Raw genomic sequence first — 16,888 nt, forward strand, 5'->3', positions numbered from 1 at the left:
CCTTCAAGTCGGATTTCTCCGATCGTTAAAGGTCCATCTGGGAGCACCGCACCATGACGTTCCCCTCCCCGGCCACGACCGCCACCGCCACGGACGCCGACGACTCCGTGACCGGAGTGGCCGAGCCGGCCCCCGCCATCGTCGGCCGCTCGCCCGGCCAGCTGATGTGGCGGCGTTTCCGCCGGGACAAGACGGGAGTGATCTCGGCCGTCATCGTCCTGTTCTTCGTCCTGGTCGCCCTCGCCGCGCCGCTCATCTCCGCCTTGTACGGCAAGGACCCCGACACGACCTACGGTCTCGACAACCCCGGGCTTCTCAACGACTATGGCAATCCGGTCCTGCCCAATGGCGGCATGAGCTCGGACTTCTGGTTCGGAATCGAGCCCAGCCTGGGCCGGGACGTCTTCATGCAGCTCGTGTACGGCATCCGCACGTCGCTGTCGATCGCGCTGGCGGCGACGGTGGCGACGACGGTGATCGGCATCGTGGTGGGCATCGTGGCGGGCTACGCGGGCGGCCGGACGGACTACTTCATCGGCCGGACGATCGACGTCCTGCTGTCGTTTCCATCGACGCTCTTCATCATCGCGTTCATGCCCGTGGTGGAGAACCTCCTGGTGAAGCCGGACGAGGAGACGCCGACCTGGCTGCGAGCCGCCGCTCTGATCATCTTTCTGACGGTCTTCGGCTGGGCCGGGCTGGCTCGCCTGCTGCGCGGCAACGTGCTGTCGCTACGGGAGCGTGAGTTCGTCGAGGCGGCCAGGGTGACCGGAGCCTCGCCGACCCGGATCATCTTCAAGGAATTGCTGCCGAACCTGTGGACGCCGATCCTCATCCAGTCGACGCTCCTGCTCCCGGCGCTGGTCACCTCCGAGGCCGCGCTCTCGTTCCTGGGCGTCGGCATGATCGAGCCGGTCCCCGACTGGGGCCGCATGTTCCTGCGCGGGACCGAGGTCTACCAGACAGACATCACCTACCTGATGTTCCCCGGCATCGCCCTTCTGATCTTTGTCGTGGCCTTCAACCTGCTGGGCGACTCGGTCCGGGATGCCTTCGACCCCAAGATCAGACGTTGACCACCCAGCCCCCTCACATATCTATGACCAGGAGTGAAATGTCACGACGAAAGCGGTCCGCTCTGGCCGTGCTCGCCATCGGGTCCCTCGCGCTCGCGACGGCGTGCGCCAAGGGAAACGCCGGCGCGCCGGCCACCAGCTCCGCTCCCACCGCGTCGAAGACCGATCTGGTGCAGCTCTTCACCCCCGCGAAGGTCTCCATCGGCACGGCGGATGACTCCAAGGGCCCGGCCATCCCGCCGGAGGGCGTCGTCAAGGGCGGAACGGTCAACATGATCGACCGCGACGACTACGCCCACCTCGACCCGGGCCGCATCTACGACAACGTCGCGGCCAACTTCTCCCTCCTGATCACCCGCCAGCTCACCGGCTACAAGCGGGTCGCCAAGGGCGAGTACAAGGTCGTCGGCGACCTCGCCACCGACACGGGCCAGTCGTCCGAAGGCGGCAAGACCTGGAAGTTCACCCTCAAGGACGGGGTGAAGTGGCAGGACGGCAGCCCGATCACCTCCGGCGACGTGAAGTGGTCCATCGAGCGGCTGTTCGCGCCGTTCATCACCGAGGGCCCGCCGTACATCCAGCAGTGGCTCACCCAGGAGGACTACAAGAAGGCCTACGGCGGGCCGTACGGCGGCAAGGAACTCGACGGCATCGAGACGCCCGATGACAAGACCGTCGTCTTCCACTTCAAGTCGCCGCACGCGGACGCCAACTACGCCCTCGCGATGACCGGCTACGGCATCGTCCCCAAGGCCAAGGACACCAAGGAGAAGTACGACAAGGAGCCCTTCTCCAGCGGGCCGTACATCATCGCCAAGCACACCGTCGACAAGTCGATGGACCTGGAGCGCAACCCCAACTGGGACGCGGCCTCCGACCCGATCCGCGGCGCCTACCCCGACAAGTGGCACCTCGAGTTCGGCTACCAGTCCCTGCCGGTCACCGACCGGTTCATCGCCGACACGGGTGACGACAAGAAGACGTTCAGCTTCTACACCCACGTCAACGCCGAGCGGGTCCAGCAGGTCCTGGAGAACCCGAGCCTGCAGTCGCGGGTGCTCAGACAGCCCTCGCCGTACGCGAACTACTACTACTTCAACCTCGACCGGGTGAAGGACATCAAGATCCGCCAGGCCATCGCCTACGCCTGGCCGACGAAGCAGATCCAGCAGATCACGGGAGGCCCCAACGTCTCGGTGATCAGCACCACGATCCTCAACCCGAGCGTGTCGGGCTGGCAGGACTACGACCTCTTCGGCGTCAAGCAGAACCCGAGCGGCAACGTGGAAAAGGCGAAGGAACTGCTCGCGTCGTCCAGCAACCCGAAGCCGACGATCGTGTACGGCTACAACAACACTCCCACCGAGCAGCGCGTCACGGTCGCGATCAAGAACCAGCTCGCCAAGATCGGTGTGAACGTGGTGGCCAAGCCGATGGACACCAAGACCTACTACGACGCGATCGGCAAGGTGGACAACGGTCTGGACATGTACTGGGCCGGCTGGGGGGCCGACTGGCCGACGGCCGCGACGGTGTTCCCCGTCATCTTCGGGCCCATCGCCGACGGCGGCTACAACCAGTCGCACCTCAAGGATCCGGCCATCAAGGCGGAGATCGACCGCATCATGAACCTCTCCGACGCCAACGAGGCCAACAAGGCGTGGGGCGAGCTCGACAAGAAGATCATGGAGACGGTCACCCCGGGCGTCCCCGCGCTGAACGACGTCGGCCTCCAGCTTCACGGGTCGCTCGTCGGCGGCGCGGAGACGGACCCGATCAGCTGGGTCGTCTCGCCGAACACCATCTTCGTGAAGCAGTAGCACTCCCGGCTCCGGGGCGCCCGTCCGGCGCCCCGGGACCTTACAAGTGAGACCGCGTACCTACAAGCGAGACCGCGCACCTACAAGCGAGACCGCGCACCTACAAGCGAGACCGACAGGCCATGCTGCGATTCCTGACACGCCGTACCATCGGCGCGGCGGTGATCCTCCTGATCATCGCCGCGGTGACGTTCTTTCTCTTCTTCGCCGTTCCCGCGGACCCGGCGCGGCTGGCCTGCGGGAAAATCTGCCCGCCCGAGACTCTCGCCCAGGCGCGGCACAACCTCGGGCTGGACCAGCCGATCTTCGTCCAGTTCGTGGAGTGGCTCGCCGGGGTCTTCGTCGGCCGCGACTACGACGGGCTGGGGCACTGCCCGGCGCCCTGCCTGGGATACTCGTTCGTCAACCACGCCCCGGTCTTCGACACGATCGTGGACCGGATGCCGGTGACGATCTCGCTGACGCTCGGCTCGGCGATCATCTTTCTGCTGTTCGGCGTGAGCACCGGCGTCGTGGCGGCCCTCAACCAGGGAAAGGCGCTCGACAAGATCGCCAGCGTCTCGTCCCTGATCGGCGCGTCGGTGCAGATCTACTTCGTCGGCACGCTGGCCATGTACTTCCTCGTGTTCCAGTGGGACGTGATCGAACGACCGCGGTACGTGCCGTTCACGGACAATCCCCTGCAGTGGGCCTACGGGCTCCTGCTGCCGTGGATCGTGCTGGCGATCATCTTCACCGCCAACTACACCCGCATGACCCGCTCGACCATGGTGGAGCAGCTCGGCGAGGACTACGTCCGTACGGCCCGCGCGAAGGGGATGCCTGCCCGCACGGTCATCACACGGTTCGCGCTTCGGGGCACCCTCACCCCCATCGTAACGATCTTCGGCATCGACGTCGGCACCCTCATCGGGGGCGCCATCATCACGGAGACCACGTTCAGCCTGCAGGGCATCGGCCGCCTCTCGATCCAGGCGGTGGTCAACTCGGACCTGCCCATGCTGATGGCGACGGTGCTGCTCGCCGCCGCCGCGATCGTCGTCTTCAACGTCATCGTGGACGCGCTCTACGCGGTCATCGACCCGCGCGTCCGCCTCAGCTAGGAGTCACCGCTTGACCGCCGTCACACTCTCCGAGAGCAGCTCCGGCCGCCGGGGCGACTCCTTCCTTTCCGTCCAGGATCTGCACGTCTCCTTCCGGACGGAGGACGGCATGGTCAAGGCGGTGGACGGGCTCTCCTTCGAGCTGGAGAAGGGCACGACGCTCGGCATCGTCGGCGAGTCCGGCTCGGGCAAGTCTGTGACCAACCTGGCCGTCCTCGGCCTGCACAATCCCGAGCACACCGACATCCACGGCGAGATCTGGTTCGAGGACCGGGAGCTGATCGGGGCGAGCCGTACGGACCTCGAGAAGCTGCGGGGCAACCGGATCGCCATGATCTTCCAGGACCCGCTGACCGCGCTGTCGCCGTTCCACACGGTCGGCCGCCAGATCGGCGAGGTCTACCGCAGGCACAGAGGCGCGAGCAAGCGCGAGGCGCGCGACCGCGCGGTCGAGATGCTGGAGCGCGTCGGCATCCCGAACGCCAAGACCCGCGTGGACGACTACCCGCACCACTTCTCCGGCGGCATGCGGCAGCGCGTCATGATCGCCATGGCCCTCGTCTGCGACCCGGCGCTCCTGATCGCGGACGAGCCGACCACGGCGCTCGACGTGACCGTGCAGGCGCAGATCCTCGACCTGCTGAAGGACCTGCAGCAGCAGACGGGCACCGCCATCATCCTGATCACCCACGATCTCGGCGTGGTCGCCCGGACGGCCCACAACATCCTGGTCATGTACGCCGGGAGAGCCGCCGAGCGGGGGACCGTGCGGGAGGTCCTCGGCTCGCCCCGGCACCCGTACACCTGGGGCCTGCTCTCCTCGGTGCCCAAGCTGGGCGGGCCGGTGGACGTCCCGCTGACCCCGATCAGGGGCACCCCGCCGAGCCTGCTGAGCCCGCCGGCGGGCTGCCCGTTCCATCCCCGGTGCGACTACCCCGAACTGGCCGGGCCGGAGCTCTGCCTCCACCAGCGGCCGAGCCTGTCCCCCGAGACCGGGCACGGCGACGCGTGCTATCTCACGCTCGCGCAGAAGCAGGAAATCCTCACGCAGATCAAGGAAAAGCCGTGACCACGCCGCTGCTGGAACTCCAGGGCCTGACCAAGTACTTCCCGGTCATGGGTGGCTTCATCCTCAAGCGCCAGATCGGCAACGTGCACGCCGTGGACGGGATCGACCTGACCGTGGGGTCGGGTGAGGCCGTCGGCCTCGTCGGCGAGTCGGGCTGTGGCAAGTCCACCACCGGACGGCTGGCCGCGCGGCTGCTGGAGCCGACCGCCGGCAAGATCCTTTACCAGGGCGACGACATCGCCCACAGCTCGCGGCGGGAGCTGAAGCCGATCAGGCCCGAGATCCAGATGATCTTCCAGGACCCCTACAGCTCGCTCAACCCCCGGCAGACCGTGGGCACGATCATCCGGGGCCCGATGGAGATCAACGGCATCGACCCGGAGGGCGGGCGGAAGAGGCGCGCCCAGGAGCTACTGGAGATCGTCGGCCTCAACCCGGAGCACTACAACCGGTTCCCGCACGAGTTCTCCGGCGGGCAGCGCCAGCGCATCGGCGTGGCGAGGGCGCTCGCGCTCGACCCAAAGCTCATCATCGCCGACGAGCCCGTGTCGGCGCTCGACGTGTCCATCCAGGCCCAGGTGGTCAACCTGCTGCGGGACCTGCAGCGCGACCTCGGCATCGCGTTCCTGTTCATCGCCCACGACCTCGCCGTGGTAAGGCACTTCTCCCAGCGCGTCGCGGTCATGTACCTCGGCAACATCGTGGAGGTCGGCGACCGCCAGTCCATCTACGAGCGCCCGCGCCACCCGTACACGCACGCTTTGCTGTCGGCCGTGCCCGAGCCGGACGTGTCGGGCGAGCCGCGCGAGCGGATCCGCCTGGCGGGCGACGTGCCGTCCCCCATCGACCCGCCGTCGGGCTGCCGCTTCCGCACCCGCTGCTGGAAGGCGCAAGAGAGGTGCGCCCAGGAGGCGCCGCCGCTGGTCCGGCTGAGCGGCAACCGCGAGGGTCACCTCACCGCCTGCCACTTCCCCGAGGCCCCCACGATCCACGGCGAGGACGTGGTCCTGGACCCCGCCCTCGCCTGAAGTACGGCGCCGCCGCCTGAGTACAGCGCGGCCGCGCCCAGGGAACTGCGGCGGCGGGCCGGACGGACCCGGACCGGTCGGCCGCGTGCGGCCGCTTGCTCAGGCGTTCTCCGCCAGGGCGCGGAGGTTGCGTACGGCCTGGGCCGGGTCGTCGGCCCCGTAGACGGCGTTCCCGGCGACGAAGACGTCGGCTCCCGCCTCGGCGCAGCGCTCGATGGTCTCGGCGGACACGCCGCCGTCCACCTGGAGCCACACCTCGCCGCCGTGCTTGTCGATCAGTGCCCGGGCCCGGGACACCTTGGGCAGCACGACGTCCAGGAACCGCTGGCCGCCGAAGCCCGGCTCGACGGTCATGACCAGCAGCATGTCGATCTCGGGCAGCAGGTCCTCGTACTGCTCGACCGCCGTGGCGGGGTTCACCGCGAAGCCCGCCCTGGCCCCCGCCGCGCGGATCGCCCGGAGCGTGCGGATGGCGGCCTTCGCCGCTTCGGCGTGGATCGTGACGCTGCCCGCGCCGGCCTCGGCGTAGCCCGGCGCCCACCGGTCCGGGTCCTCGATCATGAGGTGGCAGTCGATCGGCGTCGAGGTCGCCTTGAGAAGCGCCTCGACGACGGGCAGGCCGATCGTGAGGTTCGGCACGAAGTGGTTGTCCATGACGTCCACGTGCAGCCAGTCGGCGACGCCCTCCACCCGGGCGGCCTCGTCGGCGAGGCGGGCGAAGTCGGCGGACAGGATGCTGGGCGAGATCTGTACGGCCATAGTGGCAGCAGTCTACGTACGGCGGAGCAGGGCCAGGAACATGGCGTCGGTGCCGTGCCGGTGCGGCCAGAACTGGACGTAGGGGCCGTCGCCGAGGTCCGGCACCTCGGGCAGGAACTCCCGCGCGTCCAGCAGCTCGGCCCGCCCGGCCACGTCGTCCACCACCGCGCGGGTCTCCGCGAGATGCGGCGAGCACGTGACGTACGCCACCACGCCGCCCGGCCGTACGGCGTCGAGCGCCGAGTCGAGCAACCGGCGCTGGAGCCCGGTCAGCTCGGGGATGCTGCGCGGGTCGCGCCGCCAGCGGGCCTCGGGCCGCCTGCGGAGGGCCCCGAGCCCCGTGCAGGGAGCGTCGAGCATGACCCGGTCGAAAGCGGCGGGGCGCCACGGCGGCTCGGTGCCGTCCGCGACGATCACCTTGGCCTCCCTGGTGGTGCCCCAGACGAGCCGGGCGCGGTGATACTGCACGTCGGAGGCGAGCAGGCGCGCCCCGTTCCGCACGGCGACGGCGTCGAGCAGCCCGGCCTTCCCGCCGGGGCCGGCGCACATGTCGAGCCAGCGCTCCCCGGCCTGGCCGTCCTCGGCGAGCGGCACGCGGGTGAGGGCGAGGGCGACGAGTTGGCTCGCCTCGTCCTGCACGGCGGCGCGGGCCTCCCCGATGGCCGGGATCGCGCCGGGGTCGCCCTCGGTCAGGTAGACGCCGTACGGCGAGTAGGCGGCCGGCTCGGCGCCCGCCGCGACCAGCTCGCCGACCGAGCAACGGCCCGGCCGGGCCACCAGGGCGACGCGCGGTCGCTCGTTGTCGGCCTCCAGGAGGGCGGCGGTCTCGTCCACGCCGCCGCCGAGCGCGTCGCGCAGGGCCGTGACGATCCAGCGGGGATGGCTGTAGGTGACCGAGAGGTTGCCGACCGGGTCCTGCTCGCGCGGCGGGGCGACGATGGCCAGCCACTCCTCCAGCGTCCGGCCCGCGACCTTGCGCAGCACCGCGTTGGCGTAGCGGGACGGGCCCGCGCCGACGCGGAGCCGTACGAGATCGATGGTCGCGCTGACCGCCGCGTGAGGCGGGATGCGGGTCTTGAGCAGCTGGTGGACGCCGAGCCTGATCGCGTCGAGCAACGGCGGGTCCACGTTCTCCGGGGCGCGGTCGCTGCACGCCGCGATGATCTCGTCGTAGGTGCCGAGCCCGCGCAGCGTGCCGTAGGCCAGCTCGGTGGCGAGGGCGGCGTCGCGGCCGCTGACGCGCCGCTGCCGGAGCAGCGTCGGCATCAGCAGGTTGGCGTAGGCGTCCCGCTCGTCGACGGCCCTCATCAGGTCGTAGGCGGCGTTGCGGGCCTCGTCCCTCGTGGGGCGGGGCGGGCGGCGGCGGCCCTTGGGGCGTCCTTCCTGGCTGTTCACGGTCACTCAGTCCAGCCGATCCTGGGCGGTGATCCGGACGCCGCGGGCCCACTCGCCGGCGGTCATGAGCCGCTTGCCCTGCGGCTGCACCTCCCCGATCTCGACGGGGTGGCTGCCGGTGCCGGCCAGCACGCCGTTCTTGGAGGCGGCGATCTCGCCCGGGGCGAGCTTGTCCGCCTCCGGCGCGAGCCGTACGGGGCCGAGCTTGATCCGCTGGCCGCGGAACTCGGTCCACGCGCCGGGGGCCGGGGTGCAGGCGCGGACCAGCCGGTCCACCCGCATCGCGGGGGCCGCCCAGTCGACCCGCGCGTCCTCGACGCCGATCTTGGGCGCGAAGCTCACCCCGTCGGACGGCTGGGGCCTGGCCTCCAGCACACCGTCCTCAACGCCGTCCAGCGTCGCCAGGAGCAGCCCCGCGCCGGACTCGGCGAGCCGGGCCAGCAGGTCGCCGCTGGTGTCTTCGGAGCGGATCTCCTCGGTCACCACGCCGAAGACGGGCCCGGCGTCCAGTTCCTTGACGATCCGGAAGGTAGAGGCGCCGGTGATTTCGTCGCCGTGCAGTACGGCATGCTGGACCGGCGCCGCTCCACGCCAGGCCGGCAGCAATGAGAAATGCAGATTTATCCACCCATGGGGTGGAATATCGAGCGCCGCCTGCGGCAGCAATGCCCCATAAGCGACAACAGGGCAACAATCCGGATTTATCGCTCTAATGCGGTCGAGAAATTCGGGATCCCCGGCCTTCGTCGGCTTGAGCACCTCGATGCCCGACTCCTCGGCGAGCTGGGCCACCGGGCTGGGGTGGACCTTCCGTCCCCGGCCGGACTGCGCGTCCGGGCGGGTGACGACGGCCGCCACCTCATGGCGGGGCGAGTCCAGCACGGCCCGCAGCGACGGGAGCGCCGCGTCCGGAGTGCCGGCGAAGACCAGGCGCACTAGAGGGCCCTCCCGTGCGTCGCGTGCGGCGAGAGCTTCACTGCGGGCGCCGACAGCCCGCTCCACTCGGCCTCCCGGATGGCCTTCATCGCGAGCTTGCGCTGCTTGGCGTCCATCCGGTCGATGAACAGCACGCCGTCGAGATGGTCGGTCTCGTGCTGGAAGCAGCGCGCCATGAGGTCGGTGCCCTCCAGCGTGATCGGCTCTCCGTGCATGTTGTAGCCCTTGGCCACGGCCCGGATCGCCCGCGGCGTGGGATAGGACAGGCCGGGGAAGGACAGGCAGCCCTCCTCGCCTTCCTCGTCGAGCTCGTCCGACAGGTCGAGGTCGGGGTTGATCAGATGCCCGAGCTGCTCGTCGACGTAGTAGGTGAACACCCGGAGCCCCACGCCGATCTGCGGCGCGGCGAGCCCCGCCCCCGGGGCGTCCATCATCGTGTCGGTGAGGTCCTTGACGAGCTTGCGCAACTCCTTGTCGAAGTCGACCACCGGCTCCGCCGGGGTGCGCAACACCGGGTCGCCGAACAGGCGGATCGGCTGAATGGCCAACTGCGGCTCTCCGTTCACTATGGGATCACCACAGTTTACGGGCGTGAACGGACCTTCATCGCCGTCTTCCTCGCGATCTTGGCCACGACCACGTCGGGGTGGTGCCGGCCGAGCATCTCCAGGACGGCCAGGGCGTCGGGATGGTCGACCCGCCCCATCTCCGGCACCAGCGTGAGCAGATCCTCCCCCAGGATGTCGAAATGGGCCGCCGAGTCGGCCGGCGCGCCGATGTAGAGCAGGGCCGCCAGCGTGTCCACGGCCACCCACGCGCCGTCACCCTCGCCCAGCGCGGGGGCGTCGAGGTCGCGGACGCCCAGCCAGGCCGCGGCGTATCGCCACATCATCGGCTCGCCGAGCGCCTCCCGGACGGCGTGCTCCGCCTCCGGGCCGAGCTCCTCCAGGATCGTCCCGGCCGTGCCGCGCTGCGCGGCATTGCCGGACGCGGCGATCTTGATCAGCTCCCGGGCGGCGTCCTCGGGCATCCGGTGCTCCAGCCACAGCGTGGCCGCGCTGGCCGACGCCTTGCCCACCAGCATCGAGTCGATCAGCTCGGCGGCGGTCAGTTCGGCGAACCCGGCCACCTCCCGCAGCGAGGGCGCGTCGTGGCCCTCGCGGAGCAGGTCGCGGCGGACGGCCCACACGCCCGGCTGCGTCAGCCGTACGAGATCGCCCGGCAGCTCGATGAGCCCGCAGTAGACCAGCAGGTCCATGGCCTCGGCCAGCTCGCCCGGCAGCGTCATCCGCAGCCGCTTGAGCTCCGCCTGGCGGGCCTCGCAGCCGACCTCGTGCGCCTGGAGGATGCCCGTGGCGAGCGCGCCGAGCGGCATGCCGTCCCGGACCGAGTAGATGGTCGCGAGGATTTCGGTGAGGTGCTCGTCCACGACGCTCGAGCCGGTGAGGCCCTCGTCCGTGCGGTCCAGCACGTCCATGACGACGCCGTCCCAAAACTCCATGGGTTCGGGGACGCCGGGGCCGGGGCGGGCCCCCTCACGGGTGATCTCGATGAGCCGGCCGTTGACGGCGACGACCCACAGCAGGTGCAGCCGCTTGGCGTTCAGCCCCAGCTCGGTGACCGCCGCGCGGGCGTCGCCGACCGTCAGCAGCCCGTGCTCCGTGACCTCCCGCACGCCGGTCCACTCGGCCAGGCGTGCGGCGTCCCGCACCAGAGGGATCTCCCGCACCGCCTGAACCAGCTCCTCGTCGGAGGCGAGCTCGACCGGCGGGAATGTGAGCACGTCGCTGTCGGCCATTCCAGCAACTTACTCCACACCCGTCACCGGATGCCCCTCGAACGTGCCTTGAAGGCGGCCTTCCGGGCGGCCTTCGCGGCCGTCCTGTCCGGCAGCGTGTTGCCGAGAAGCTCCAGGACCTCGACGACGTCGGGGTGGTCGACCCGCCACATGTGCTCGATCAGGTGCGGGGCCGGTCCGGACACGGCGATGTTCTCCGCGAAGCCCTCCGGGTCGGCCTCCGCGGCGGGCAGCGCGAGCGCCAGCATGTCGACGCTGACCCACAGCAGCTCGTCCTGGGTGAGCGAGGGAGCGTCGAGCCCCCGGGCAGAGAGCCAGTGGATGGCGTGCGGGCGCAGCTCCGCGTCGGCGAGGTACGTCCGGACGACCGGGGCCGCCTCCTCGCCGAGCCGGTCGACGATCGTGACCGCGATCCCCCGCACCTCGGCGGGCGCGCCGACCACGGCCGCCAGCAGCTCGGACGCCGCCTCCTCGGGGGTCCGCCGGGACAGCCACGTGACGATGTCCCGCTCGGCCACCTCCTCGGGGAGGCCGTCGCTGATCAGCCCGCCGATCAGCCCGCTCGCGTCGCCCTCCGCGAGGTCCGCCGCGATGGGCGCCTCCATGCCCATCTCCTCGTACATGAGCCGCAGCCCCCACAGGCCGTGCGGGGTGAGCGTGAGGCCGTCCGCGGTGCGCTGGACCGTTCCCGCACGGGCGAGGTCCTCCAGCGCCGCCTCCAGCCGCCCCGACGGCCTTCCGGACGCGGCCTCCCGGAGATAGTCCCCGATCGCCTCCACCGGGACCGGCGCCTGCACCCGGTAGAGCAGGTCGTGGATCGAGTAGAGCTCCTCGTCGACGATGTCCTCGCCCGTGATGTCCATCGGCGCCTCGATGAGGAACTGCACGGTGCCCGCCCACAGGTCGAGGACCTCCTCGTCCGGGCGGGAGCCGAGCGGGCGGAAGCCCTCGCCGGGCAGCACCGCCGTCCCGTCGACCCGCACGAGCCCGAGGTCGACCGCCAGCCGCCAGGCCAGGGCGGGCCGCTCGACGCCCAACTCCTCCGCGACCTGCCGGGCGTCCTTGACCCGCAGCGCCTTCCTGACCGTCGTCGTCCGGCCGCCGCCGGCCATCCAGGCCACCAGCCCGTGCGCCTCGCGGAGCAGCGGCACGTCCCGTACGGCTCTCGCCAGCTCGGCCGGCGCGGCCAGCCGTACGGGCGGCAGGGGCGCGCAGCCGGGGCAGTCGCAGGCCTCCCCGTCGCCCGCCTCGTCGACCGCCCGCTGGACCGCCCCGGGGTCGGCCAGGTCGAGCGAGTCGGCGCTGATCGCGCTGAAGATGCTCTTGGCCATGCCGAACTTCGTGGTGTCGGCGAGCGCGTCCGGCATCTCCGGCTCGATCTCGTCGATGGTGGCCCGCATCCGGGCGGCCGTCTTGCTGCCGATCTCCCCCGTGTCGAGCAGGAACTCGACCAGCGTGCGGGCCGCGGCGACCGTCTCCGGCGCGCTCTCCGGCGGCGCGATGACCTTGCGCGGGTAGATTTCCAGCAGGAGCTCCTCGAACGTGCCCGGCCTGAAATCGCCGAGCTCGTCGACCTCCAGGTAGTCGCTGGCGTAGTCGCACAGCAGGCGTACCTCGTCGACGTCGACCTCGACGCCCTTCTCACGCCCCCACGCGCGGATTCCGTCGACGGCCCGGTTCACCCATTCGATCGACACAGGGAGACGCTAACGGGTTACTAACAGCTGTGCGAATCGGTCAGATGAGGTCCAGGGGATCAATGCTCACACGCACCACGTCTGCCGCCTTGCGGGCGGACCGCACGCCGCTCGCTCCCTTCAGCACCTTGGCGAGGACCGATCCCCGGTCGCGGGGCACCCGGACCATCGCGCGCTCCAGCCCTCCGTCGACCGGCACGGGCCCGAGGACCTGGGCGCCGTCGGGCAACCGCGTGTCCGCCAGCATCTCCCTGACGGCCGCCGGGGGGCCGGTCAGCGTGGCCATCCGGACCGCCGGCGGGAAGCCGAGCTCCGCCCGGTCCGCCAGCTCGCGCTCGGCGAAGGTGACCGGGTCCCAGCGCAGGAGCGCCTGCACGACGGAGACCGCCGAGTCCGCCAGCACCACCACCTCGGCTCCGGGGCGGGCCAGCGCGGCGGCGTTCATCCAGCGCCGCAGCGCCTCCTCGGCCGCGCGCAGGTCGGGGCGGCCGAGGAGGGCCCACCCGTCCAGCAGCACGGCCGCCGCGTAGCCGGCCTCCGGCACCGGCTCGGCCCCCGGCGTCGCCACGACCAGCGCGGGAGCCGTACCGACCGTGGCGAGGACGCCGTCCCGGCCGGAGGTCTTCACGGCCACCGAGGGGAAGGCGCGGCCCAGCTCCTCGGCGGTGCGGCGAGCGCCGACCACGACGGCGCGCACCCGCGTGCCGCCGCACGACGGGCAGCGCCAGTCGCCCGCGATCCGGCCGCACCACCGGCAGTACGGCGCGGCGTGGCCGCTTCGCAGCGCGAGCGGACCCGAGCACACGGGCCCCGGGAGGCGTTGGGCGCCGCATCGGGCGGGGGCGCGGCAGTGCTGGCAGGCGAGCGCGGGCAGGTAGCCCCTGCGCGGCACCTGGACGAGCACGGGGCCGGTCTCCAGGCCATGCCTGAGCGCCCGCCAGGCGAGGCTCGGCAGGCGGGCCGCGCGGGCCGCCTCGTCACGGGCCAGCTCGGCGTCGTCGCCGGCGGGGCGGACGCGTGGCGCTCTGGCCCTCAACTCCTCGCGCGGCGGGACCAGCGGCCCGGCCCATCCCGACGCGACGAGCTGGGCCGCTTCGGCGGTGACCGCGTAGCCGCCGATCAGCATGCCCGCCTCGGCCCGGTGGGCGCGCAGCGCCAGCACCTCGCGGGCGTGCGGGTACGGCGCGTGCCTGTCGGAGTGGACGTCGTCCCCGTCGTCCCAGATGACGGCCAGGCCCAGGTCCGCGACCGGGGCGAAGGCGGCGGCGCGGGTGCCGACCACCGCCCTGACCTCGCCGCGCAGGACTCTGAGCCAGCGGCGGTAGCGCTCGGCCGGCCCGAGTTCGGCGGTGATCGCCACATGGAGGGTGTCCCCGAGCGCCCGGACGGCGAGCGCCACGTCCTTGCCGTCGGGGACGACGACCACCGCGCCGCGCCCGCTCGCCAGGGTCGCCCGGACGGCCGCCGCGACGGCCCCGGGCCACGACGGGCCGCCCTCTCCGGTGCCGGGCAGGGCCGGCCAGACCGCTCTCGGCGCCAGTCCCTCGGCCAGCGCGGTCAGGAACCGCTCCCCCGCCGGGTACGCCGCCCAGGCGTCACCGGACCACGTGACGGGATTCACGGGCCCGGCCCCGGCTGCGGATCCGGCCTCGGCGGCCGGGCCCTGCTCGGCCGCGGACCTGGCCTCGGCCTCGACCCTGGCGTGGCGGGGCGGCACGGCCAGCCGGAGGACGTCGGAGAGCGTCCCGGCGTAGCGGTCGGCCACGGCCCTCGCGAGCCCCGCGATCTCCGCCGTGAGGACCGGCTCGGGCGAGACGACCCGCTCCAGGAAGGCCAGCCGCCCCTGGTGCTCGCTGTCCGCCAGCCGTTCGAGGAGAAAGCCGTCGGCGAGCTGGCCGGCGAAGCGCACGCGGACGCGGCAGCCCGGCGAGGCGTCGGCGTCCATCGACGCCGGGACGAGGTAGTCGAACGGCCGGTCCAGGTGGGGCAGCGGGGTGTCCACCACGACCCTCGCCACCGGCAGGTTCTCCGCCGCCGTCCGCGCCCCCTTCGCGCCGGAGGAGGTCGCCCGCGCGGCCGCCGCGGGCACCGGCAGGAGTGCCTCCTGAGGGTAAGGTGCGCTGGTCGGCTCGGTCACGTCTACGTCCTACCAGACGCGGCCGGTGAGGCGTGCACGGCTAGAGGGGGTGGCGAAGGGGATGAAGAGCGAGAACAGGGTCCCCGTCTGGCTTCGGGAGACGGAGGCGGAGGGGCGGTGGACGGCCGGCGCCGCTGTCCTCGTGGTGATCGCCATCCACGTGCTGCTGCACGACACCCTGGACATCGAGCCGTACTGGGTGATGCCCGTGCTGGAGTCCGTCCTGCTCGTTGGGCTGATCGTGGCCAACCCGGTGACCTTCACCCGCGAGAGCCGCCTGATCCGCGTCGCGAGTCTCGGCCTGATCGGCGTCATCAGCACGGCCAACGCCTGGATCACCATCCGCGAGGTCGGCAAGCTGGTCACCGGAAAGGAGCACGACGCGGTCCGGTTGCTCGCCACCGGGGTGGGCGTCTGGGTGATCAACGTCCTGATGTTCTCGCTCTGGTACTGGGAACTCGACCGGGCCGGGCCGGTCGCCCGTTCGAAGGCCCGCGAGCGGTACCCGGACTTCCTGTTCCCGCAGATGACCGAGCATGACGTAACGCCGCCGCACTGGCGCCCCACGTTCGCCGACTATCTCTACCTGGGCTTCACGAACTCGACCGCCTTCAGCCCCACGGACGTGATGCCGCTCAGCCGGTGGGCCAAGATCCTCATGATGCTTCAGTCGTCGATATCCCTGGTCATCGTGGCCCTCGTCGTCGCTCGGGCCATCAACGTCCTCAAATGAAAACGTCTTCAAATCAAACGGCGCCCGCCGGGAGGCGGGCGCCGTTCCGATGTTCCGGGGCCGTCAGAGACCCGCGGCGGCGCGGAGCGCCTCGGCGCGGTCGGTGGACTCCCAGGAGACCCCCTCACGGCCGAAGTGGCCGTAGGCGGCGGTCTCCGAGTAGATCGGGCGGAGCAGGTCGAGGTCGCGAATGATGGCGGCCGGGCGCAGGTCGAACGTCTGGAGCACGGCGTCCTGGATCGTGGCGACCGGGACCTTCTCGGTGCCGAACGTCTCGATGAACAGGCCGACCGGCTGGGCCTTGCCGATGGCGTAGGCCACCTGGACCTCGCAGCGGTCGGCGAGACCCGCCGCCACGACGTTCTTCGCGACCCACCGCATGGCGTACGCGGCCGAGCGGTCCACCTTCGACGGGTCCTTGCCGGAGAAGGCGCCGCCGCCGTGCCGGGCCATGCCGCCGTATGTGTCGATGATGATCTTCCGGCCGGTGAGCCCGGCGTCGCCCATCGGGCCGCCGATCTCGAAGCGTCCGGTCGGGTTGACCAGGAGACGGTAGCCCTCGGTCTCGATGTCCAGGTCGGCGAGGACCGGCTCGACCACGTGCTCGCGGATGTCCGGCGTCAGCATCTCCCGGAGGTCGATCTCCGGGGCGTGCTGGGTGGAGACCACCACGGTGTCGAGGCGGACCGGCCGGTCGCCGTCGTACTCGATGGTGACCTGGGTCTTGCCGTCGGGACGCAGGTAGGGCACGGTGCCGTTCTTGCGGACCTCGGACAGGCGGCGGGCCATCCGGTGGGCGAGCGTGATCGGCAGCGGCATGAGCTCGGGGGTCTCGCGGCACGCGTACCCGAACATCAGGCCCTGGTCGCCGGCGCCCTGGCGGTCGAAGTCGTCGACGCCCTCTCCCGCGCGGTGCTCGTAGGCGTCGTCGACGCCCTGGGCGATGTCGGGCGACTGGGCGCCGATGGACACCGAGACGCCGCAGGAGGCGCCGTCGAAGCCCTTGTGGGACGCGTCGTAGCCGATCTCCAGGATCTTCTCCCGGATCAGGGCGGGGATGTCGATGTAGGTCTCCGTCGTCACCTCGCCGGCGACGTGGACCTGGCCAGTAGTGATCAGCGTCTCGACGGCGACCCGGCTCTTGGGGTCGTCCTTGAGCATGGCGTCGAGAATCGCGTCACTGATCTGGTCGGCGATCTTGTCCGGGTGGCCCTCGGTAACCGACTCGGAGGTGAACAGGCGACGGGACAACTCAGTGGCTCCTCATGCAGCGGCTGCTGACGTTACAGAGTGACCGGCGATAGCGCTCTACCGGCGGCCACTCCAATGCAGAGGCG

Annotated in this window: 14 protein-coding genes; 6 read left to right on the forward strand and 8 right to left on the reverse strand. The window is 71.1% G+C overall.

The window, feature by feature from the left end:
- Positions 1 to 53 precede the first annotated feature (53 nt).
- From N5079_RS10745 to N5079_RS10765, 5 genes are all read left to right on the forward strand, one after another.
- On the forward strand, positions 54 to 1,076 hold the full coding sequence (locus N5079_RS10745; protein WP_261583460.1) for an ABC transporter permease: 1,023 nt from the start codon (positions 54 to 56) through the stop codon (positions 1,074 to 1,076).
- 38 nt (positions 1,077 to 1,114) lie between these two features.
- On the forward strand, positions 1,115 to 2,896 hold the full coding sequence (locus N5079_RS10750; protein ID WP_261583461.1) for an ABC transporter substrate-binding protein: 1,782 nt from the start codon (positions 1,115 to 1,117) through the stop codon (positions 2,894 to 2,896).
- Between the two features lie 122 nt (positions 2,897 to 3,018).
- A complete protein-coding gene (locus N5079_RS10755) occupies positions 3,019 to 3,999 on the forward strand; it encodes an ABC transporter permease (protein ID WP_261583462.1) in 981 nt (326 codons plus the stop codon).
- Positions 4,000 to 4,009: 10 nt separating this feature from the next.
- Complete coding sequence (locus N5079_RS10760) at positions 4,010 to 5,068, forward strand: ABC transporter ATP-binding protein (RefSeq protein WP_261583463.1); 1,059 nt, start codon at positions 4,010 to 4,012, stop codon at positions 5,066 to 5,068.
- Complete coding sequence (locus tag N5079_RS10765; protein ID WP_315967812.1) at positions 5,065 to 6,096, forward strand: oligopeptide/dipeptide ABC transporter ATP-binding protein; 1,032 nt, start codon at positions 5,065 to 5,067, stop codon at positions 6,094 to 6,096. Before N5079_RS10760 ends, N5079_RS10765 begins: the two co-directional genes overlap by 4 nt.
- Positions 6,097 to 6,195: 99 nt before the next feature.
- Here N5079_RS10765 and rpe read toward each other — a convergent pair whose 3' ends face one another.
- The 7 genes from rpe to N5079_RS10800 are packed head-to-tail and all read right to left on the reverse strand — an operon-like array spanning position 6,196 to position 14,818.
- Positions 6,196 to 6,855, reverse strand: coding sequence for a ribulose-phosphate 3-epimerase (gene rpe / locus N5079_RS10770; RefSeq protein ID WP_261583464.1), 660 nt, complete (start codon positions 6,853 to 6,855; stop codon positions 6,196 to 6,198).
- A gap of 12 nt (positions 6,856 to 6,867) precedes the next feature.
- The gene (locus N5079_RS10775) at positions 6,868 to 8,256 is read right to left on the reverse strand and encodes an RsmB/NOP family class I SAM-dependent RNA methyltransferase (protein ID WP_410007767.1); all 1,389 of its coding nucleotides are present in this window, start codon (positions 8,254 to 8,256) and stop codon (positions 6,868 to 6,870) included.
- Positions 8,257 to 9,186 (reverse strand): methionyl-tRNA formyltransferase, encoded by a 930-nt coding sequence (gene fmt, locus N5079_RS10780; RefSeq protein WP_261583493.1) that lies wholly within the window; start codon positions 9,184 to 9,186, stop codon positions 8,257 to 8,259.
- Positions 9,186 to 9,734: a peptide deformylase gene (gene def / locus N5079_RS10785; RefSeq protein ID WP_261583465.1), complete on the reverse strand. Its 549-nt coding sequence runs from the start codon at positions 9,732 to 9,734 to the stop codon at positions 9,186 to 9,188. Before def ends, fmt begins: the two co-directional genes overlap by 1 nt.
- A 35-nt stretch (positions 9,735 to 9,769) precedes the next feature.
- Positions 9,770 to 10,984, reverse strand: a complete 1,215-nt coding sequence (locus N5079_RS10790; RefSeq protein WP_261583466.1) for a hypothetical protein — start codon at positions 10,982 to 10,984, stop codon at positions 9,770 to 9,772.
- A 23-nt stretch (positions 10,985 to 11,007) separates the two neighbouring features.
- On the reverse strand, positions 11,008 to 12,681 hold the full coding sequence (locus N5079_RS10795; RefSeq protein ID WP_261583467.1) for a hypothetical protein: 1,674 nt from the start codon (positions 12,679 to 12,681) through the stop codon (positions 11,008 to 11,010).
- 40 nt (positions 12,682 to 12,721) lie between these two features.
- Positions 12,722 to 14,818: a primosomal protein N' gene (locus tag N5079_RS10800; RefSeq protein ID WP_261583468.1), complete on the reverse strand. Its 2,097-nt coding sequence runs from the start codon at positions 14,816 to 14,818 to the stop codon at positions 12,722 to 12,724.
- A gap of 61 nt (positions 14,819 to 14,879) precedes the next feature.
- On the opposite strand from N5079_RS10800, the gene N5079_RS10805 reads away from it, so the two are divergent.
- Positions 14,880 to 15,551: a hypothetical protein gene (locus N5079_RS10805; RefSeq protein WP_261583469.1), complete on the forward strand. Its 672-nt coding sequence runs from the start codon at positions 14,880 to 14,882 to the stop codon at positions 15,549 to 15,551.
- 63 nt (positions 15,552 to 15,614) lie between these two features.
- Here the strand turns inward: N5079_RS10805 and metK are convergent, their stop codons facing one another.
- Complete coding sequence (metK, locus tag N5079_RS10810) at positions 15,615 to 16,802, reverse strand: methionine adenosyltransferase (protein WP_261583470.1); 1,188 nt, start codon at positions 16,800 to 16,802, stop codon at positions 15,615 to 15,617.
- Positions 16,803 to 16,888 lie beyond the last annotated feature (86 nt).

The sequence above is a fragment of the Planotetraspora sp. A-T 1434 genome (assembly GCF_025420585.1).
Classification (GTDB): Bacteria; Actinomycetota; Actinomycetes; order Streptosporangiales; family Streptosporangiaceae; genus JAOEGB01.

Bases quoted from the DNA above. Each gene is read 5' to 3' on its own strand.
- N5079_RS10805 (WP_261583469.1), top strand. From the start codon at position 14,880: ATGAAGAGCGAGAACAGGGTCCCCGTCTGGCTTCGGGAGACGGAGGCG.
- N5079_RS10745 (WP_261583460.1), top strand. From the start codon at position 54: ATGACGTTCCCCTCCCCGGCCACGACCGCCACCGCCACGGACGCCGAC.
- N5079_RS10755 (WP_261583462.1), top strand. From the start codon at position 3,019: ATGCTGCGATTCCTGACACGCCGTACCATCGGCGCGGCGGTGATCCTC.
- N5079_RS10790 (WP_261583466.1), bottom strand. From the start codon at position 10,984: ATGGCCGACAGCGACGTGCTCACATTCCCGCCGGTCGAGCTCGCCTCC.
- N5079_RS10750 (WP_261583461.1), top strand. From the start codon at position 1,115: ATGTCACGACGAAAGCGGTCCGCTCTGGCCGTGCTCGCCATCGGGTCC.
- rpe (WP_261583464.1), bottom strand. From the start codon at position 6,855: ATGGCCGTACAGATCTCGCCCAGCATCCTGTCCGCCGACTTCGCCCGC.